At 40.5% G+C, this 20,792-nt stretch carries 20 protein-coding genes; 19 read left to right on the top strand and 1 reads right to left on the bottom strand.

Features of this window, described 5'->3' with window-relative positions:
* The first annotated feature begins 15 nt into the window (after nucleotides 1-15).
* From mnmE to glmU, 16 genes are all read left to right on the top strand, one after another.
* Nucleotides 16-1,380, top strand: coding sequence for a tRNA uridine-5-carboxymethylaminomethyl(34) synthesis GTPase MnmE (gene mnmE, locus ATS71_RS12785; RefSeq protein WP_058405169.1), 1,365 nt, complete (start codon nucleotides 16-18; stop codon nucleotides 1,378-1,380).
* Between the two features lie 939 nt (nucleotides 1,381-2,319).
* Nucleotides 2,320-2,769 (top strand): FMN-binding protein MioC, encoded by a 450-nt coding sequence (gene mioC / locus ATS71_RS12780; protein ID WP_058405168.1) that lies wholly within the window; start codon nucleotides 2,320-2,322, stop codon nucleotides 2,767-2,769.
* A gap of 345 nt (nucleotides 2,770-3,114) precedes the next feature.
* Nucleotides 3,115-5,004, top strand: coding sequence for a tRNA uridine-5-carboxymethylaminomethyl(34) synthesis enzyme MnmG (gene mnmG, locus ATS71_RS12775; protein WP_058405167.1), 1,890 nt, complete (start codon nucleotides 3,115-3,117; stop codon nucleotides 5,002-5,004).
* A gap of 15 nt (nucleotides 5,005-5,019) precedes the next feature.
* Nucleotides 5,020-5,640: a 16S rRNA (guanine(527)-N(7))-methyltransferase RsmG gene (gene rsmG / locus ATS71_RS12770; RefSeq protein ID WP_058405166.1), complete on the top strand. Its 621-nt coding sequence runs from the start codon at nucleotides 5,020-5,022 to the stop codon at nucleotides 5,638-5,640.
* A 14-nt stretch (nucleotides 5,641-5,654) separates the two neighbouring features.
* Nucleotides 5,655-6,440, top strand: a complete 786-nt coding sequence (locus tag ATS71_RS12765; RefSeq protein ID WP_006793958.1) for a ParA family protein — start codon at nucleotides 5,655-5,657, stop codon at nucleotides 6,438-6,440.
* 20 nt (nucleotides 6,441-6,460) lie between these two features.
* Nucleotides 6,461-7,387: a ParB/RepB/Spo0J family partition protein gene (locus ATS71_RS12760; protein WP_058405165.1), complete on the top strand. Its 927-nt coding sequence runs from the start codon at nucleotides 6,461-6,463 to the stop codon at nucleotides 7,385-7,387.
* Between the two features lie 142 nt (nucleotides 7,388-7,529).
* Nucleotides 7,530-7,910, top strand: a complete 381-nt coding sequence (locus ATS71_RS12755; RefSeq protein WP_006793956.1) for an ATP synthase subunit I — start codon at nucleotides 7,530-7,532, stop codon at nucleotides 7,908-7,910.
* Between the two features lie 15 nt (nucleotides 7,911-7,925).
* Nucleotides 7,926-8,783, top strand: coding sequence for a F0F1 ATP synthase subunit A (gene atpB / locus ATS71_RS12750; RefSeq protein WP_058405164.1), 858 nt, complete (start codon nucleotides 7,926-7,928; stop codon nucleotides 8,781-8,783).
* Between the two features lie 53 nt (nucleotides 8,784-8,836).
* Entirely contained in the window at nucleotides 8,837-9,070 is a 234-nt protein-coding gene (gene atpE / locus ATS71_RS12745) for a F0F1 ATP synthase subunit C (RefSeq protein WP_004335261.1), read from the top strand.
* A 41-nt stretch (nucleotides 9,071-9,111) separates the two neighbouring features.
* Nucleotides 9,112-9,582, top strand: a complete 471-nt coding sequence (atpF, locus tag ATS71_RS12740; RefSeq protein ID WP_006793953.1) for a F0F1 ATP synthase subunit B — start codon at nucleotides 9,112-9,114, stop codon at nucleotides 9,580-9,582.
* A 17-nt stretch (nucleotides 9,583-9,599) separates the two neighbouring features.
* Nucleotides 9,600-10,133, top strand: coding sequence for a F0F1 ATP synthase subunit delta (gene atpH, locus ATS71_RS12735; RefSeq protein WP_006793952.1), 534 nt, complete (start codon nucleotides 9,600-9,602; stop codon nucleotides 10,131-10,133).
* A gap of 14 nt (nucleotides 10,134-10,147) precedes the next feature.
* On the top strand, nucleotides 10,148-11,689 hold the full coding sequence (atpA, locus tag ATS71_RS12730; protein WP_058405163.1) for a F0F1 ATP synthase subunit alpha: 1,542 nt from the start codon (nucleotides 10,148-10,150) through the stop codon (nucleotides 11,687-11,689).
* A gap of 60 nt (nucleotides 11,690-11,749) precedes the next feature.
* Nucleotides 11,750-12,610, top strand: a complete 861-nt coding sequence (gene atpG / locus ATS71_RS12725) for a F0F1 ATP synthase subunit gamma (protein ID WP_058405162.1) — start codon at nucleotides 11,750-11,752, stop codon at nucleotides 12,608-12,610.
* Between the two features lie 33 nt (nucleotides 12,611-12,643).
* Nucleotides 12,644-14,029 (top strand): F0F1 ATP synthase subunit beta, encoded by a 1,386-nt coding sequence (gene atpD, locus ATS71_RS12720; protein WP_006793949.1) that lies wholly within the window; start codon nucleotides 12,644-12,646, stop codon nucleotides 14,027-14,029.
* Between the two features lie 13 nt (nucleotides 14,030-14,042).
* Nucleotides 14,043-14,465 carry a F0F1 ATP synthase subunit epsilon gene (locus tag ATS71_RS12715; RefSeq protein WP_006793948.1) on the top strand — a complete coding sequence of 141 codons (423 nt, stop codon included), beginning with the start codon at nucleotides 14,043-14,045 and terminating at the stop codon, nucleotides 14,463-14,465.
* A gap of 290 nt (nucleotides 14,466-14,755) precedes the next feature.
* Nucleotides 14,756-16,114, top strand: a complete 1,359-nt coding sequence (glmU, locus tag ATS71_RS12710; RefSeq protein ID WP_058405161.1) for a bifunctional UDP-N-acetylglucosamine diphosphorylase/glucosamine-1-phosphate N-acetyltransferase GlmU — start codon at nucleotides 14,756-14,758, stop codon at nucleotides 16,112-16,114.
* Between the two features lie 28 nt (nucleotides 16,115-16,142).
* On the opposite strand, the gene ATS71_RS12705 is transcribed toward glmU, so the two are convergent.
* Nucleotides 16,143-16,985 (bottom strand): LytR/AlgR family response regulator transcription factor, encoded by an 843-nt coding sequence (locus tag ATS71_RS12705; protein ID WP_058405160.1) that lies wholly within the window; start codon nucleotides 16,983-16,985, stop codon nucleotides 16,143-16,145.
* Nucleotides 16,986-17,128: 143 nt separating this feature from the next.
* Between ATS71_RS12705 and ATS71_RS19105 the strand changes: the two genes are divergently transcribed.
* The 3 genes from ATS71_RS19105 to ATS71_RS12695 all read left to right on the top strand — a co-directional run bounded on the left by ATS71_RS19105 (nucleotide 17,129) and on the right by ATS71_RS12695 (nucleotide 20,238).
* The gene (locus ATS71_RS19105; protein WP_235591484.1) at nucleotides 17,129-17,794 is read left to right on the top strand and encodes a hypothetical protein; all 666 of its coding nucleotides are present in this window, start codon (nucleotides 17,129-17,131) and stop codon (nucleotides 17,792-17,794) included.
* 223 nt (nucleotides 17,795-18,017) lie between these two features.
* Nucleotides 18,018-18,359 (top strand): hypothetical protein, encoded by a 342-nt coding sequence (locus ATS71_RS19100; protein WP_235591483.1) that lies wholly within the window; start codon nucleotides 18,018-18,020, stop codon nucleotides 18,357-18,359.
* A gap of 85 nt (nucleotides 18,360-18,444) precedes the next feature.
* The gene (locus tag ATS71_RS12695) at nucleotides 18,445-20,238 is read left to right on the top strand and encodes a choice-of-anchor I family protein (protein WP_058405159.1); all 1,794 of its coding nucleotides are present in this window, start codon (nucleotides 18,445-18,447) and stop codon (nucleotides 20,236-20,238) included.
* Nucleotides 20,239-20,792: the final 554 nt, after the last annotated feature.

Below are 20,792 nucleotides of genomic sequence, written 5' to 3'. Positions count from 1 at the left end.
GGTAAATTTAATAGCATGATCAATCAAGACACAATTGCAGCACAAGCAACCGCCCCCGGCCGTGGTGGTGTTGGTATTATTCGGGTTTCTGGCAGCCTTGCTAAAAGCGTTGCCGAGCAAGTTATTGGTAAAATACCAAAGGTGAGATACGCCGATTACGTACCATTTAAAAACTTAAACGGTGATCAGCTTGACCAAGGTATTGCTATTTATTTTGCCGGACCGAACTCATTTACTGGCGAAGATGTACTTGAGTTGCAAGGCCATGGCGGCCCAGTTGTGCTTGATATGCTACTTAAAGAAATTAGTAAAATAGAGGGTGTACGTTTAGCAAAGCCAGGAGAATTCTCTGAGCGCGCATTTATGAACGACAAGCTTGATTTAACCCAAGCAGAAGCAATTAGTGACCTTATTAATGCCACCAGTGAACAAGCCGCTAAAAGCGCCTTACAATCGCTTCAAGGTGAGTTTTCCAAACATATAGAAACCCTGGTTGAAAAAGTAATCCACCTTCGTATGTACGTAGAAGCTGCAATCGACTTTCCAGATGAAGAAATAGACTTTTTGTCTGACGGTAAAGTAAGCGGTGATTTAGACGCAATTATAAATCAGCTAAACACCGTAACTAACAAAGCCAAACAAGGCAGTATAATGCGCGAAGGTATGCGTGTAGTTATTGCAGGTCGTCCTAATGCAGGTAAATCAAGCTTGCTTAATGCCCTAGCAGGTCGAGAAGCAGCAATCGTAACCGAAATAGCAGGTACCACCCGCGACGTGCTACGCGAACACATTCACATTGATGGCATGCCACTGCATATTATCGATACCGCAGGTCTTCGTGAAAGCCCTGACCGCGTAGAACAAATAGGTATTGAGCGCGCATGGGAAGAAATAAACCAAGCCGACCGCGTTTTATTTATGCTTGATGGCACCGATACCGTCGATACCGACCCACATAAAATTTGGCCAGAATTTATGGCAAAATTACCAAAAGGCATGGGGGTTACAGTGATCAGAAATAAAGCCGATTTGTCGGGTGATATTGTAGGCCTAGATGAACACCAACAATACCCAGTCATAAGCTTAAGTGCTAAAAATGCAGATGGTATTGAGCTTGTACGAGAGCATTTAAAAGCCTGTATTGGTTTTGACGGCGCAACAGAAGGTGGCTTTATGGCTCGTCGCCGCCATTTAGATGCTCTAGAGCGCGCAGCTTATCATTTAGATACGGGTAAAACGCAGCTTGAAATGCATATTGCGGGTGAAATTTTGGCCGAAGAGCTACGCTTAACGCAGCAATTTTTAAACGAAATAACGGGTGAGTTTACTTCAGACGACCTACTAGGAAAAATATTTAGCTCGTTCTGTATTGGTAAATAAAAGACCTAACAACTAAATAATTAAAAATTAAGGGCGTAAAAACGCCCTTTTTTACTGCCTAAATTAAGCCTTCCTATATCAATGTATGAGTATTTTTTAGATAAGCTAAGTGCTATTTTAGGCTCTCAATTACTCTAAATTAGTATCTTTAAATGCTTATTAATGGCCTACTTTACAAGATATAACCGCCTAATTAGGGTGATATATCCCCCACATACGAATAAGTTAAGCCAATATAATTAACCTTAAAACAAACTAAAATCACTGTTTTTAGTATTTTGTTAGCTAAATTGCAGCCATATTTGGCTATATATCAAAAAATAAAGCGATCACAAGTGTGTATTGATCGGGCTATCCACCAGCTAAAACATATAAAAACATGTACCAATATTACAAAAATTTTAAATTTAGTCAGATCAGTTATCCACAATTCCTACTTTTTGAACAAAACCCTAAAAATTTTTAACTGAAAAACACGTTATTAACTCTATTTTTAGTAAAAAACAGCCATAATGAAATTTAATTTGGTATTTATTTAGTAAGATCATATTTAATTGATCACTTTTTAAAATTGTTTTAGATCTTAATAATCAGTTATAAACACCCTTTATATCCACATTATGATCAACTTCATTTTTATATTAAATATTCATCACTTTTGCACTTACAAATAATTAAAATCAATAACTTACAAAATTTCAGGCTAATAGGATATAGAGTTAAACAGAACTTCCCCCAATCTTATTAACAGCTTGATCAGAAGATTACATTTAAATATTTTATGTTACAGCCATATAAATCAATAACTTAAAATAATTTTAAACAATGATCTAAAAATCAACCTAAAAATAGTTATCCAAACTAACACTCTTCTCTTTACTGCTGTTTTCACTCGGCTATCATAGGCAGCAATTAAAACTAATGCGATCATAACTAATCATGAGTTCAGTAAATATTATTGTTGGCAGCCAAATGGGATCGGCCGAGTATGTTGCAGAGCAATTAAGCGATGAGCTTAATAACCAAGGTATTGAAGCTCAACTACATGATCAGCCTGAGTTTAATGAAATAGATCAACACAATACAGTATGGCTAGTATGTACATCTACTTATGGTGCAGGTGATTATCCAGATAACCTTTTAAGTTTTGTAGAACAAGTAGCTCAAACAACTGATTTAAAACATTTAAAGTTTTCGGTTATAGCACTAGGCGATACCAGCTACGACACGTATAACTTAGCAGGGCGCAATATAGAAGCACTACTGCTCGAAAAAGGCGCTATAAAAGTAGCAGAACGCTTAGAGTTAAATATATTAGACGAATCACTCCCTGAAGACACAGCACTAGCTTGGTTAGATGCTTGGGTGTCTCAAACAGGATTAAAATAAAGAGATCAAGTTAAATTCCATATAAAAGTTACCCACAATTTACTAATAATTTAATTAATAATGTGGATAAAGATTGAATAAACTGCATTTTAGAGCATGCTTATCCATGGGATAAGATCTAACTAATCACCCCCTGTGTATAAAGTGGCTTTTTGATCAGTGCTTATTTGTGGGATGATCAGTAGTAGTAATAGTATTAAAAGATCTCTTTAAAAGATCCTTTATATTATTAGAGATCACTTACTTAGATCTGAGCACAGTTTAATCATTTATCTTCTGCTCATTTCTAGGTAGAATACGCTCCCTTTTGAAGTTTACCGGTTTGATTTAAGTAGGATCCCATTAATGATTTTTCATGAAAATTTTGACGTTATCGTAGTAGGTGGTGGACATGCAGGCACTGAAGCCGCATTGGCAGCTGCCCGTATGGGGATGAATACCCTGCTACTGACTCACAATATGGATACCCTTGGTCAAATGTCTTGTAACCCAGCAATTGGTGGGATAGGCAAAGGTCACTTGGTAAAAGAAATAGATGCCCTTGGTGGTGCAATGGCACAAGCTATTGATAAAGGCGGGATCCAATTTCGTACTTTAAATTCTTCAAAAGGACCGGCTGTTCGTGCAACTCGAGCACAAGCCGATCGCGCTTTGTACAAAGCGGCTATTCAAACAACATTACAAAATCAAGAAAACTTAAAAATATTTCAGCAATCGTGTGACGATCTAATTGTTGAAAACGATCGTGTTACTGGCGTAGTAACTCAAATGGGGTTACGTTTTAGCGCACCCAGTGTAGTACTTACTGTAGGTACCTTTTTAGGTGGCCAAATACACATAGGTTTAGAAAATTACAAAGGTGGACGTGCAGGCGATCCGCCATCAATTGCTTTAGCACAGCGTCTTCGCGAACAACCATTTAGAGTAGATCGTCTAAAAACAGGAACTCCACCACGCATTGATGCCCGTACGGTTGATTTTAGCAAAATGCAAGAACAACCAGGTGATACGCCTACACCAGTGTTTTCATTTTTAGGTAAACAAAGTGATCACCCGCAACAAATACCGTGTTACATCACTTACACAAATGAAAAAACACACGATGTTATACGCAAAAATTTGCATCGTTCACCTATGTACTCGGGTGTTATAGAAGGGATTGGCCCGCGTTATTGTCCATCTATTGAAGATAAAATTGTCCGCTTTGCCGATAAAGACAAACATCAAATATTTGTAGAGCCAGAAGGTTTAACATCTTACGAGCTTTACCCTAATGGCATTTCAACAAGCCTACCATTTGATGTGCAATTGGAAATAGTGCAATCGATTACTGGTTTTGAAAATGCACATATTTGCCGACCTGGTTACGCAATTGAATACGATTACTTTGATCCACGTGATTTAAAACAATCATTAGAAACTAAATTTATTGAAGGTTTATTCTTTGCAGGCCAAATAAACGGAACTACAGGCTATGAAGAAGCCGGAGCGCAAGGCTTAATTGCTGGTATGAACGCAGCGCTTAAAGTGCAAGGTAAAGATTCGTGGACGCCACGTCGTGACGAAGCATACGTTGGTGTATTAATTGACGACTTGGCAACGCTTGGTACAAAAGAACCGTACCGTATGTTTACTAGCCGTGCCGAATACCGTTTATTATTGCGTGAAGATAATGCCGATATTCGTCTAACCGAAAAGGGCCGTGAGCTAGGTTTAGTTAATGACGAGCGCTGGCAAGCATTTAACGAAAAAATGGAAGTGATCGAGAAAGAAAAACAACGCATAAAGGACACGTGGATTCATAAAGATCATAATGTTGTTGATCAGGTAAACGCATTATTAAAAGCGCCATTAACGCGTGAGGCAAGTTTAGAAGAATTATTGCGTCGTCCTGAGATCCGTTATGATGATCTAATGGCTATTGAAGGCTTAGGATCTGAATTTACAAATAAGGCGGCTTTAGAGCAAGTTGAGATCCATACTAAATACGCAGGTTACATTGCGCGTCAGCAAGATGAGATCAACAAACAGCTTCGTCATGAAGAAACAATTTTACCAAAAGAGTTTGATTATAAAACCGTGTCTGGTTTATCAAATGAGGTGGTGGCAAAACTAGAAGAGTCTCGTCCAGACACTATTGGTCAAGCCTCGCGTATTTCTGGTATCACACCCGCGGCTATTTCGTTATTATTAGTGTATCTGAAGAAGCAAGGCTTATTACGCAAATCTGCGTAATGGTAAGGGCACCTAGTGTTACAACAACAATTAACTACATTGTTAGCGCAAACTGATATTGCGCTAACAGAAAAACAACAACAACAGCTTGTTCGTTACGTTGAGCTATTGGATAAGTGGAACAAGGCGTATAACTTAACCTCAGTACGTTTGCCTCAAGAAATGATGGTAAAACATATTATGGACAGCCTTGTTGTTGCACCTCATTTACCCGGTCATCATTATATTGATGTGGGTACAGGTCCAGGCCTTCCTGGCATTGTATTAGCCATTGCACTTCCTAATACCCAATTTGTTTTACTCGACAGTTTAGGTAAACGTGTACGCTTTTTAATGCATGTTAAACATGAGCTCGGGCTTGATAATGTTACCCCGGTGCAGTCAAGAGTTGAAGAATATCAACCAAGTGTTAAATTAGATGGCGTACTCAGTCGTGCATTTGCTTCATTACAAGATATGGTTGACTGGTGCTCGCACTTAATTGATCATTCGGGTCAATTTATTGCGCTTAAAGGCGTTTACCCTAGCGAAGAGTTAGAGTCACTACCGGCTGGCGTAAAGTTTGAGAAAAAAATTGCATTAGAAGTACCTGAGTTAGATGCACAACGACATTTAATTATTCTTTCTAAAGACTAGGGATCAGAGACACTGTGGCAAAAGTCATCGCATTGGCAAATCAAAAAGGGGGTGTAGGTAAAACTACGACCGCTGTTAATCTCGCTGCGTCTATGGCCGCAACGAAGCGTAAAGTGCTGTTAATTGATCTCGACCCGCAAGGTAATGCCACTATGGGCAGTGGTGTAGATAAGTATGGCGATGTGCCTACTATTTACGACCTACTTATTGAAGATAAGCCCATTGAAGACGTGATCATTAAAGAAACGTCTGGCGAATACCATATGATTGCAGCAAATGGAGACGTAACCGCTGCTGAAGTTAAACTCATGGAATTATTTGCCCGTGAAGTACGCCTTCGTAATGCACTTGAAAAAATTCAGGACCAATACGAGTTTATATTCATAGACTGCCCGCCTTCATTAAATATGCTCACTGTTAATGCTATGGCCGCTGCTGATTCCATTTTAGTGCCAATGCAATGCGAGTATTATGCACTCGAAGGCTTAACTGCATTAATGGATACCATCACGCAGTTGGCTAAATTGGTTAACCCCGAATTAAAAATTGAAGGCATATTGCGCACTATGTACGATCCGCGTAACCGCCTAGCAAACGACGTTTCAGAACAATTAAAACAACATTTTGGTGATAAAGTGTATCGCACTGTGATCCCGCGCAATGTTCGTCTAGCTGAGGCGCCAAGTTTTGGCGCTCCTGCTATGTATTACGACAGAGCATCAAGTGGCGCAAAAGCGTATTTAGCACTTGCCGGTGAAATGCTGCGCAGAAAAGAAAAAACAGCGTCCGTTGTCGCCTAACTTTGAGGTAAAAAAATAACATGTCTGCTAAAAAACGAGGTTTAGGCCGAGGACTCGATGCACTTTTAAGTTCGTCTAAGCCTGCACCCAGCGCCAGCAAGGAACAAGACACACAAAACGTCACAGAGGTTGTTCAAAGTACAGTAAGTGCTACAGATAACCCATTACAAACATTGCCTATTGAGTTTTTGCATTCAGGCAAGTACCAACCTCGTAAAGACATGTCTGAAGAGGCACTCGAAGAACTTGCCAGTTCAATTCGATCACAAGGTATTATACAACCCATTGTAGTACGCCCTATTGCTCATAACAGCTATGAAATTATTGCCGGTGAGCGTCGTTGGCGCGCAGCGCAAATAGCTAAGCTCGACACTGTTCCGTGTATCATTAAAGATGTACCCGATGAAGCCGCCGTTGCTATTGCCCTGATTGAAAATATTCAGCGTGAAGATTTAAATGCAATGGAAGAGGCGGTTGCACTAAATCGTTTATTAAATGAGTTTGAATTAACACATCAACAAGTGGCTGATGCGGTTGGGAAATCAAGAACGACCGTAACAAACTTATTACGTTTAAATAATTTAAACAACGATGTAAAAATTCTGTTAGAACATGGTGACATAGAAATGGGTCATGCGCGCTGTTTACTTGCACTTGAAGGTGAAGCACAGTCTGACGCTGCACGAACGGCTGTTGCAAAGGCACTTACTGTAAGAGAGACTGAAAAATTAGTGCGCGCAATTTTAGAGCCAGCACCCGCCAAGCAAGAACACAAAAAAGACCCAGATGTTAAACAGTTAGAACAACAATTAGCAGAAAACCTAGGTGCTAAAGTAGAGATAAATTACAACAAAAAAGGCAAGGGTAAATTGGTTATTTCATATACTAATTTAGACGAGCTTGACGGCATTTTGAATCGTATTAATCACGACAATACCCACCATTGATCTATTACATGTCTAAAAAGAGACATTTGTAGCAAATTTGTGTTACAAACTCTCTACTCAAGTTGCAAAACTGGCAGGATACAGTATAATTTCGCCAGTTTTCACACCCTAACGATTTGAATGCCATTAAGGTTAACAAAAAGTGAATAATAAGTTAGCGAGTCCGTATAGGCTTGCCGCATTTAAATTAATTTGTCTTCAGGGTGTTGTAGCATTATTTGCTGCCGTAATTATTTTTATTGGTTTGGGAGTTGAAGCCAGTCTGTCAGCGTTAGCTGGTGGCGCAGTCGCGATACTCCCTCACTGTGTTTTTGCACTTTACGCCTTTCGATTTATGGGCGCGAGTCGTGCAGAACAAGCGTATAACGCGTTAAAACGCGGTAACGCTCTAAAGTTTATGCTGACAATCATTTTGTTTGCGCTAGTACTAAAGCATTTTCCGGTAGTTTTACTGCCCTTTTTTAGTATCTATGTACTAGCTTTATTCACTGGATTGTTTGCACCCGTTTTTTTTAAACATTAACTTTTGGGATATAACATGGCTGCAGAAGAAGTTACTCTATCTAGCCATATCCAGCACCACTTAACCAATGCTAAGATGTGCTCGACCGACGCCGGTCTAGCCTTCAATAAAGCATGTACGGACAGTGGTTTTTGGACATGGCATGTAGATACCCTCGCATGGTCAATCGGACTAGGTCTTATCTTTTTATGGATCTTCCGTAGTGCCGCTAAAAAATCAACATTGGGCGTACCAGGTAAATTTCAGTGTTTCATTGAAATGATAGTTGAGTTCGTTGGCGACAACGTACGTGACACTTTCCATGGTAAAAGCAAGCTGATAGCACCATTAGCATTAACGATATTCGTTTGGATATTTTTAATGAACTTAATGGATTTAATCCCAGTTGACTTCTTGCCTGCATTTGCTGGTTTAGTTGGTGAGCAAGCTTTTGGCATGGACTCACACGACGTATACATGAAAATTGTACCAACAACAGATATAAACTTAACAGCAGCACTAGCGCTAGGCGTGTTTATATTAATGATTGGTTACTCAATTAAAATTAAAGGCATCAGCGGTTTTATTAAAGAGCTAACACTTCACCCGTTTAGTTCTAACAATACAGCTATGCAGATTCTTTTAATCCCATTCAATCTATTACTAGAGCTTATCGCATTGGTTTCTAAGCCGTTTTCACTGGCACTGCGTTTGTTCGGTAACTTATATGCAGGTGAACTAATCTTCATCCTTATAGGTGCGATTGGCTTAATGCAACTACCGTTGCACTTTGTTTGGGCTGTATTCCATATCTTAGTAATCGTATTGCAAGCATTCGTATTTATGATGCTAACAATCGTATACCTAAGTATGGCAAGTTCAGATAATCACTAATTTATAACTTTTAATTTTTACTTTTAATTACAATTGAAACTTTGGAGAAAAAAATGGAACTAGTATTAGGTCTTAAGTACATCGCAGTAGCTTTACTTATCGGCTTCGGTGCAATCGGTACAGCAATCGGTTTTGGTAACATGGGCGGTAAATTCCTTGAAGCATGTGCGCGTCAACCTGAACTTGCACCATCGCTACAAGTTAAAATGTTTATCCTTGCTGGTCTAATCGATGCTGTAGCAATGATTGGTGTTGGTATCGCGATGGTATTGTTGTTCGTACTTTAATTTTATTTTTTGAACAGCTTACTATTTAAGGAGGAGCGGTTGTGAACTTAAACGCCACTCTTATCGGTGAATTAATTGCGTTTACGGTGTTCGTACTTTTTTGTATGAAATTCGTATGGCCACCACTAAACGGTGCAATTGAAGCTCGCCAGAAGAAAATCGAAGATGGTTTAGCTGCCTCTGATAGAGCCGAAAAAGACTTAGAACTTGCGCAACAAAAAGCTGCAGAACAGCTTAAAGATGCAAAAGCTCAAGCGGCTGATATCATTGATCAAGCTAAAAAGCGTGCCGTGCTAATTGTTGACGAAGAAACCGTTCGTGGACAAGAAGAGCGTGAAAAAATTATTGCTCAAGGGCACTCTGAAATTGAATCAGAGCGTAACCGTGTGACAGAAGAGCTACGTAAGCAAGTAGCAACACTGGCTGTGGTTGGCGCAGAGAGAATTTTAGAGCGTGAAATCAATCAAGCCGCACATAGTGACATCGTTGAAAAACTTGTCGCTGAGCTGTAAATTAGGAGGGTATGAGCATGTCTGAATTGACTACTATCGCTCGCCCATACGCTAAAGCGGCTTTTGAACTTGCCGTTGAAAAAGGCGCTATTGAAAGCTGGAATGACATGTTGTTTTTCGCTGGCCACGTTGCCAGCGATGAGCAAGCATCAGCCATTTTAGCTGGACTGCCTACTGCTTCTGCACAAGCTGAGTTATTTATTAATTTATGCGCAGAGCAGCTCAACGAACAAGGTCAGAACCTAGTGAAGGTGATGGCTGAAAATGGACGTTTGATTGCACTGCCTGAGGTTGCACAGTTATTCGCTGCGTTTAAAGCAGAGTATGACAAAGAAATCGATGTAGACGTGATTTCGGCAACCCCTCTTACTGCAGCGCAGCAAGAGTCATTGGTAGCGACACTTGAAAAACGTTTCGCACGCAAAGTTAAGCTGAATTGTAGTGAAGACGCGTCAGTAGTTGGCGGCCTTATTATTAAGGCAGGCGACACTGTAATCGACGGCTCTGTACGCGGAAAATTAAACCGCTTGGCCACAACACTACAATCGTAATTGGGAAAAAGAGCATGCAACTTAATTCCACTGAAATTTCAGAACTAATCAAACAACGTATTGAGAAGTTCGAAGTTGTAAGTGAAGCTCGTAACGAAGGTACAATTGTATCTGTTACTGACGGTATCATCCGCATCCACGGTCTAGCTGACTGTATGCAAGGTGAGATGATTGAGCTTCCTGGCAACCGTTATGCTATCGCACTAAACCTTGAGCGCGACTCAATTGGTGCAGTAGTAATGGGTCCGTACGCTGACCTTACTGAAGGCGTAAAAGTATACACAACTGGTCGTATCTTAGAAGTTCCTGTTGGTGCTGGCTTACTTGGTCGTGTTGTTAACACACTAGGTGCTCCTATCGATGGTAAAGGCGCTTTAGATAACGACGGGTTTGAACCTGTAGAAAAAATTGCACCAGGTGTAATCGAGCGTCAATCTGTAGATGAGCCAGTTCAAACTGGTTACAAATCTATTGATGCTATGATCCCAGTTGGTCGTGGTCAGCGTGAGCTTGTAATCGGCGACCGCCAAACAGGTAAAACTGCACTAGCAATCGATGCAATCATCAACCAAAAAGACACAGGCGTTAAGTGTGTGTACGTAGCGGTTGGTCAAAAAGCATCTACTATTGCTAACGTAGTACGTAAATTAGAAGAGCACGGTGCACTTGCAAATACTATCGTAGTTGTAGCATCTGCTTCTGAGTCTGCGGCACTTCAGTACTTAGCACCGTTCTCGGGCTGTACTATGGGTGAATACTTCCGTGACCGTGGTGAAAACGCATTAATCGTATATGATGATTTATCTAAGCAAGCAGTTGCTTACCGTCAAATCTCATTACTACTTAAGCGTCCACCAGGTCGTGAAGCATACCCAGGTGACGTATTCTATCTTCACTCGCGTCTTTTAGAGCGTGCATCGCGTGTAAACGCTGATTACGTTGAAAAGTTCACTAACGGTGAAGTGAAAGGACAAACTGGTTCATTGACGGCATTGCCAATCATTGAAACTCAAGGCGGCGACGTTTCTGCGTTCGTACCGACTAACGTTATCTCTATCACCGATGGTCAGATCTTCTTAGAAACTGACTTATTCAACTCAGGTATCCGTCCGGCAGTAAATGCTGGTATCTCGGTATCGCGTGTTGGTGGTGCTGCACAAACTAAAATCGTTAAGAAACTAGGTGGCGGTATCCGTCTAGCCCTAGCTCAGTACCGTGAATTAGCTGCGTTCTCGCAGTTCGCGTCTGACCTTGACGATGCTACACGTGCTCAACTTGAGCATGGTGAGCGTGTAACAGAGCTAATGAAGCAGAAACAGTACGCGCCAATGTCTGTTGCTGAAATGTCTTTGTCGTTATTTGCAGCTGAGAAAGGTTATCTTAAAGATATCGAAATCTCTAAAATCATGGATTTCGAAGCAGCTTTACTTTCTTATGCAAGTAGCACATACGCAGAGCTTGTGGCTCAAATCAATGAAACTGGTAACTACAACGCCGAGATCGAAGCGCAACTTAAAGAACTTCTAGAGAAGTTCAAGTCTACGCAAACTTGGTAATTTAGTTATTAATGGTGCGCTTTAGTTTACTAAAGCACACCTTGATTCGGAGAGAGAGTCATGGCCAGCGGAAAAGAGATTAAAAGCAAGATCGGGAGTATTAAAAATACTCAAAAGATCACTAGCGCAATGGAAATGGTTGCTGCGTCTAAAATGAAAAAGGCGCAAGAACGAGTGGCTTCAAGCCGTCCATACGCTGACAAATTACGCAAAGTGATTGGTCGTGTTGCTCAAGCAAATCTTGATTTTACTCACCCGTTCTTAGAAGAACGTGAAGTAAAACGAGTTGGTTATATTGTTATCTCTACTGACCGAGGTCTGTGTGGCGGCTTAAACTCAAACGAGTTTAAGAAAGTTGCATTAGACATAAAAGCATGGAAAGAAAAAGGTGTAGACGCAGAGTTTGCAACTTTAGGCAGCAAAGCTGCTGGTTTCTTTCAACGCTTTGGTGGTCAAGTGCTTGCTAAAAAAGCAGGCCTAGGAGATAAACCTTCAGTACAAGACGTTATTGGTCCTGTAAAAGTAATGCTTAATGCATTCTCTGAAGGTAAAATTGACCGTTTATTCCTGGTATATAACAACTTCGTTAATACCATGAAGCAAGAGCCAACAATAGATCAGTTACTCCCTTTGCCAAAAGCTGAAGAAGAAGTATCTGCCCACACATGGGACTACTTATACGAACCAAGTCCAGACGCTATTTTAGAGTCTTTGCTAGTTCGCTTTGTAGAGTCTCAGGTATACCAAGGTGTGGTTGAGAACGCTGCCTCTGAACAGGCTGCCCGTATGGTTGCAATGAAAGCTGCAACTGATAACGCTGGCGACCTTATGGATGAGTTACAGCTTGTTTACAACAAGGCCCGCCAAGCGGCAATCACACAAGAAATTAGTGAGATTGTTTCTGGTTCAGCCGCAGTTTAATGCTTCAGGCAAAGATTAACGAGAGGAATAGACATGAGTTTAGGTAAGGTCGTCCAAATTATCGGTGCCGTTGTGGATATTGAATTTTCACAAGACAACGTGCCAGCCGTATATGACGCGCTAAAAGTAACAGATGGCGATTTAGCTGGTTTGACTCTAGAAGTTCAACAACAGCTAGGTGGCGGTGTGGTACGTACTATCGCACTAGGTACTACAGACGGTTTACGTCGTGGTGCAGCAGTATCAAACACAGGTGAAGCGATTCAAGTTCCAGTTGGTAAAGCAACACTTGGTCGTATCATGAACGTACTTGGTGAGCCAATCGATGAAGCTGGCCCAATCGGCGAAGAAGACCGTATGTCTATTCACCGTGCAGCGCCTTCATACGAAGAGCAATCAAGTTCAGTTGAGCTTTTAGAAACAGGTATCAAGGTAATCGACCTTGTATGTCCGTTTGCTAAAGGTGGTAAAGTTGGTTTATTCGGTGGTGCCGGTGTTGGTAAAACCGTAAACATGATGGAACTTATCCGTAACATCGCAATCGAGCACAGCGGCTACTCAGTATTCGCAGGTGTTGGTGAGCGTACTCGTGAGGGTAACGATTTCTACCATGAAATGAACGATTCAAACGTACTTGATAAAGTATCGCTTGTATACGGTCAGATGAACGAGCCTCCAGGTAACCGTTTACGCGTAGCGTTAACAGGTCTTACTATGGCTGAAAAGTTCCGTGACGAAGGTCGCGATGTACTTTTCTTCGTTGATAATATCTACCGTTACACACTTGCGGGTACAGAAGTATCTGCACTACTTGGTCGTATGCCATCAGCAGTAGGTTACCAGCCTACACTAGCTGAAGAAATGGGTGTACTTCAAGAGCGTATCGCATCTACTAAGACGGGTTCAATCACATCAATCCAAGCGGTATACGTACCTGCGGATGATTTAACGGATCCATCTCCAGCAACAACGTTTGCTCACTTAGATGCAACAGTAGTACTTTCACGTGATATCGCATCACTTGGTATTTACCCAGCGGTAGATCCACTTGATTCATCTTCACGTCAGCTTGACCCATTAGTAATTGGTCAAGAGCACTACGATACAGCACGTGGCGTTCAAACGGTTCTTCAGCGTTACAAAGAACTTAAAGACATCATCGCAATCCTAGGTATGGACGAGCTTTCTGACGAAGATAAGCAACTTGTATCTCGTGCACGTAAAATCCAACGCTTCCTATCTCAGCCGTTCTTCGTGGCAGAGGTATTTACAGGTGCGTCAGGTAAATACGTTTCACTTAAAGACACAATTGCTGGCTTCAAAGGCATTTTAAACGGTGAGTTTGATGACCTTCCAGAGCAAGCGTTCTACATGGTTGGCTCTATCGAAGAAGCTCAAGAAAAAGCCAAAAGCATGTAATTAGGAGGGTAGTATGGCAGCTATGACTGTACATCTTGACGTAGTAAGCGCAGAGCAGAACTTGTTTTCTGGTTTGGTTGAATCGATTCAAGTATCTGGTAGTGAAGGTGAGCTTGGTGTTAATGCCGGTCACGCGCCACTACTAACTGCCCTTAAACCTGGTATGGTGCGTTTAGTTAAGCAATTTGGTGAAGAAGAACTCATTTATATTGCTGGCGGTACACTAGAAGTTCAACCGAACATAGTGACCGTACTTGCAGACACAGCCGTTCGTGGTGAAGACCTAGACGAACAAGCTGCAGAGCAAGCTAAACGTGACGCTGAAGCGCAAATGGCAAAAGGTGCATCGTCAGAGCTTGATTACAATCAAGCGGCAATGCAGCTAGCTGAAGCGGTAGCACAACTACGTGTTATTCAGCAATTACGTAAAAAGTAAGCCTATCTGGTTTATAAAAAGCCCACTCTATGTGGGCTTTTTTGTGCTTGTTGCTAAGGTCCGTGTTTAAATTTAAGCTTTTTTTAGTCGTAGAAGTTATTAACTGAGCTTTTCACTTATATCCTTCATCAATCCCCGTTACAATAACGCCATTAAATTAAGTGTGTTTTTCAGCCAAGATTCAGTAATAGCAAATTAGTTTACTGAGTATTTGCACAGGGCGTGACTTACGTAATCTTCTGTATAAACAGACTTGTTAACTAAAACAACGGAAAAAGGAAATTGTTTTAATGGCTCTAACAACAGTAATTCTTGCTGCGGGTAAAGGTACTCGTATGCGCTCTGCTCTACCTAAAGTTCTGCATAAAGTGGCAGGTAAACCTATGGTGCAGCACGTTATAGATAACGCAAAGGCACTTGGTGCAACCACAACTAATTTAGTTTACGGACACGGCGGCGAACTATTACAACAACAACTTGCCGATAATAACGTAAACTGGGTACTGCAAGCAGATCAACTAGGTACAGGCCATGCTGTTGCACAAGCAAACCCTCACATTAATGATGATGACACTGTACTTGTGTTGTACGGCGATGTACCACTTACAAAGCAATCAACGCTTGAGCGCTTATTAGCTGCAACACCTAAAAATGGGCTAGCGGTATTAACCGTTAACTTGGTTAATCCAAATGGCTACGGTCGTATGCTGCGTGAAAATGACAAGCTTGTTGGTATTGTTGAGCAAAAAGATGCAAGCGCAGAGCAGTTACTTATTAACGAAGTAAACACCGGTATTATGGCGGTTAACGGCAAACTGTTAAAAACCTGGTTAGGCAACTTATCTAACAATAATGCCCAAGGTGAATACTACCTAACAGATATAGTGGCTATGGCGCACAGTGAAGGTGTAGAAATTACATCGGCTCAGCCAGATCATGCAATGGAAGTTGAAGGTGCAAACAACCGCGTACAACTAGCAGGCCTTGAACGAGCTTATCAAGCATGGCAAGCAGAAGAGTTAATGTTAAATGGTGCAACTCTTGCCGACCCTGCTCGCATTGACGTGCGTGGCGACGTAAAAACAGGTGAAGATGTATTAATTGATATCAACGTTATTTTTGAAGGTAATGTAACCCTTGGCAATAACGTACACATAGGCCCTAACTGTGTACTTAAAAACTGTACCGTAGGCGATAACGTTGTAATAAAGGCGAATACTCTAATTGAAGATGCAAGCGTAGCGGCTAAATGTACACTTGGCCCTTATGCACGCCTTCGCCCAGGTGCGGTAATGGAAGAAGACTCTCACATTGGTAACTTTGTTGAGATGAAAAAAACCCGTTTAGGTAAAGGCTCTAAAGCTAATCACTTAAGTTACTTAGGCGATGCTGAAATTGGCGAAAAAGTAAATATTGGCGCAGGTACAATTACCTGTAACTACGATGGGGTGAATAAAGCAAAAACCATTATTGGCGATAATGCTTTTATTGGCTCAAATTCATCACTTGTTGCCCCTGTAAATATTGGTGCAACAGCAACTGTGGGAGCGGGCTCTGTGATCACTAGCACCGTTGAAAACGAGCAGCTTGCAATAGCACGTTCAAAGCAGCGTAATTTAACCGGCTGGAAACGCCCGGTTAAAAAATAATACTGAAAGGCTACCTAGGTAGCCTTTTTTATTGCAGCTTAAGTTTAAATTGCTCTTTATAACGCCTAGAAAGGTTAAGCACTTTACCTGTAGTTAGTTTTATTTCACTATCACCACTAGGTAGCGGTGTAATAGACTCTATTCTATCAAGGTTTACGCCATGGCTGCGGTGGACTCTACAAAAGCCTTTATCTTCTAATTGCTCACTTAGTGCTGTAAGGGTCGTTCTTAAAGGGTAAATGGACGTGCCAATGTGTAAGTTTACATAATTGCCTGAAGATTCAAGCCAATCCACGTCGTCAATTTTTATAATAAATTCTTTACCCCGCTTTTTAACTAATAAGCGATTAATAGTATCAGTATTGTGTTGCTCACTTTCATCAATAGATGAAGCCTCCCCGAGTAGCTGTTTAACAATATACTGATAAACTTTAATAAGAGTGATAAAGAATAAAAAGCTTATCGCATCTTTTTGGTATTCATATAAAAATTCAAACCAGCTGAGCCCAAAGTTGTAGTGAAGTTCGTTCAACCAATAAATGAGCTTACGTCCTCCAACCATTACACTAATGTGGAATACGCTGAAAAGAATAGACGCTACAAAGTAAGTACACAGCGAAAGCGCAATATTATGCCAATTAAAAGGTACTTTTTTTAATAGCCACACCACAGCCGGGAATATAATTAACGTGCTAAACGCACTGGAATATTCCCATACAAACGGCTCCCATATTAAAAAAGGCAGTGCGCCGTCTCTTTGCGCCTCCATTATTTGAGTTGTCGCATTAACCGTATTGTTTATTACAACGTAGCTAAACAAAAGTAACGCGGCATAAAAAGTTTGAAAACGTTGAAAGTGTTGAAGGTTCATTATGTGTGCTTTTATATTTGTAGGAGACAGCTATCCCTGTATACCACCTTTTATCACTATTGCTTGTAATATAAGCACTTATGTATAGTTTTTGCGAGTTATTTTAAGTTAACTACCGGTATCACAAACACATTGGTTAACGTATGAGTACTCAATTAAACGCAATACAATCTATACACTCTCGCCATTACTTTCTTGATTGGTTAAGAGTAATTGCATTTGCGACTCTCATTTTTTATCACATAGGTATGTTGTATAGCCCAAATTGGGGGTTTCATTTTAAAAGTAATTATACGTCTGAACACGTAGAGTCTTTTATGTTGGTGTTTTCCCCTTGGAGAATGTTGCTAATTTGGTTTATATCAGGGGTGGCACTTCGTTTTATGCTTGATAAGGTAGGTGGCTACAAACTACGTGCCCTATTTGTTTTAAAGCGTTCTATTTTTATATTACTGCCCCTGCTGGTGGGGTTATGGTTAGTTGTACCTTTACAGCTTTATGCCGAAATGCATCAACAAGGCGTTATAGATATAACGTACTGGCAGTTTTATTTAGCGTTTTTAGATACTAGTAATAGCATGTTTGCTAATTACCAATCTGGCGTATGGCCGCATGTTGATGTAAATCATTTATGGTATTTACGTTCTTTATGGCAGTTCATGCTTATTGTTTTTATATACTCATTAGTAGCAAAGCTTTCTATTTTTTCTTCTTTATTAACCACGGTTAAATTAAATCTATCATTTCCTATGCTCACAGGCTTATTAGTAATAGCCATGTTGCTTGCTAATAATTATTTAAAAAGGTGATGCAATACGCGAAGTAAGCGGCTTTATATTTTTATTTACAGGATACCTGTTAGCCAAAAATACTTATTTTTGGGCAAGTTTAAATCAATATCGTTGGGTATTGTGTACAAGCTTTATCCTATTATATGTGTGCATTGTTTTGGCGTATCAGAGTGTATTAGATTTACCAAATTATGTTTGGGTCACTATATATAATACTCAAAGAGTTGTTGGGGTGTTCGCCATGCTCACCTTAGCGCAGCGCTTTTTAAACTTTAAAGCACCTTACCTAAATACACTAAATAGCGTGGTGTTTCCCTTTTACGTATTACATCAAAGTGCATTAATTATTTTGTGTTTTATGCTGCGGCCTTTTAATTTTTGCCCCGTGGTTGAGTTATTTTTAATTACAGTGGGTACTTGGGGGGCTTGCGCAGCTATTACATTAGTGGTAATGCGCTTTGATGCTCTGAGGCCCTTGCTAGGTATTAAAATTAAAAATAACTATTCGCCAACGATAAAAAAGGCCGGTTATATTTTGGGTATGTTGCTTATTTTACCTTTAGCCTATCAGCTGGTTTTTTAAGGTAAAAAAGTTTTATTAAAAGTGCCACAACTTTGTAATACCTCTGTGTTGATATTTACGTAATACCACACTAAGAGAAATTACAATGTTAAAAAAATCAATAATAGCGCTTTCACTTTTATCTATACTGACCGGTTGCTCATTAGATGGCGATGATGGTCAAAGTGGCGCACAGGGTTTACAAGGTGTACAAGGAACTGCAGGTGAGAATGGAATTAACGGCACCAACGCTAACTCAGCTTTAACCATTAGTTTAGTAGGTAGAGCTGTACTCAATGCGCAAAGTCCTGAAGGTGCTGCCGAAATAGTCGCTTATCAAGCATCAAAAAAATGGATTTACGCTATTAATAGCTCGGGCGATACAGCGGTTGTAAATATTATCCCTGCCGACACATTCGATACAGCTGCTTTAGCGCAAGATAACGAAGGCATTGTAAATACAACTAACTTAAGTACGGCAATTACACTTACCTTAAACGACAACACCCCCGGTGACGCAAACAGCATTGCAATAGACGAAAATAACCAATTACTTGCTGTAGCCATGGCCGCAAAAAACGTTGGTGAAATGGGCCAAGTTGCCTTTTACGATATAAGCGGCGATACACCAATCTTTATAAAAAATGTAACCGCTGGTTTTTTGCCTGATATGGTTACTTTTAGCCATGATGGAGTAAAAGTGGTTGTTGCCAACGAAGGAGAACCTAATGGCGACTATAGTATTGACCCACAGGGGTCTATCAGCATTATTAATGTTATTGATGGGGAAGTTGCCGACACCGCTACAAATATTGACTTTACAGCATACAACGATAAGCAAGCTGAGCTTGAAGCTATAGGATTGGTATTTGCTAATCCAACAGGGCGCACTATAAATGGTAATTTAATAAATACAACCGTCGCTATGGACTTAGAGCCAGAGTACGTCAGCATTTCTAAAGATAACAAATACGCTTATGTATCAATTCAAGAAAATAACGCGCTTGCCATCGTTAATCTAGAAGATAACTCTCTTGAGTTAAAAGGGTTAGGATTTAAAGACTGGTCTAACTTACAAATAGACGCATCAGATAAAGACGGCGGTGTTAATTTTAAATCATACCCCGGCTTATACGGCATGTACCAGCCAGACACAATATCAAGCTTTAGCTGGAAAGGCGCCAACTTTATAGTGTCGGCTAATGAAGGCGATGCACGCGAATACTTTTTTGATACAACCGATGATGCAGATTGTACAGCCAAAGGCGGCTTAGATTTCGATGAAGACGATGGTTGCCTTGCTTACATAGATGAAAGCCGCGTTGAAGACTTAACACTTGCTGCTAACTTTGACTACTTAAATAACGACGATAACGACATCGGCCGTTTAAAAGTGACAACGGTTAAAGGTGATACTAATAACGATGGCCAATACGAATCGCTTTATGCCTATGGCGCACGTTCGTTTACTATTTGGGACAGTAATGGGCTGGTGGTGTTTGACTCAGGCGACGACATAGGCCGTATAACTGCATCTGTTCATGGCGAAGCCTTCAATAACAATGAAGATGAAAATAAAGGCGATACACGCTCAGACGATAAAGGCGCAGAACCCGAAGCGCTCACAATAGGTACAATTGGTGAACGCACCTTTGCATTTATAGGGCTCGAGCGTATGGGCGGGATTATGGTTTACGATATTACTAACCCATATGATGTGCAATTTGAAGACTACTTTTATAACCGAGGTGTAATAGAAGAAGCAGCTATAACCGGCGACCTTGCACCAGAAGGGATGATGTTTGTGCCGGCTGAACAAAGTGCCACTAATAAACCACTCCTCATAATAGGTAATGAAATATCTGGTTCTATTGCAGTATGGGAAATTTCAGCTAATTAACCATGCTATTTAAAAGCGGAAAAGAATATGTTTTGTTTTCCGCTTTTATATTCATAGATCATTAGCATTTTTAAAGTGATTAAAAATGCATGTTTTTTAAACTAAAAGCGCTCTCCACCCCTTTATTTGTATACCTTTCGTACTAAAAGTGTTTTTATTCAAAAAAGCGTGAATTAAACATTGACCCCCACTCGAATATCCCTATAATGCGACCCCACTGAGACGGCAGGCGCCAACGCATAGCGAGGCAAGAGTTAATCAGAGAGTTAAGTAAAACTTTACTTTTAAAGCTTCTAAAAAGAAATTTGAAAACAAAGTGTTGACTCAAAAAATAAAGGATGTATTATACGCATCCCTAGCGACAACGTCGCAACGTTCTTTAACAATATAAAGCAATCATCTGTGTGGGCACTCGTACAGATTGAGTTCTAACAGCCAAGCTACTTCGGTAGTGAGGCAAACAAATTAGAGTCTCAATTGAAACTGAGTGACCAACAGCAATAACTACTTCGGTAGGAATTGCAGCACAGTCAATTCAATATCGAAAGATATTA

The sequence above is a fragment of the Pseudoalteromonas sp. H71 genome (assembly GCF_001468485.1).
In the GTDB taxonomy this organism is placed as follows: domain Bacteria; phylum Pseudomonadota; class Gammaproteobacteria; order Enterobacterales; family Alteromonadaceae; genus Pseudoalteromonas.
This window is presented reverse-complemented; position numbering and strand designations above follow the sequence as displayed.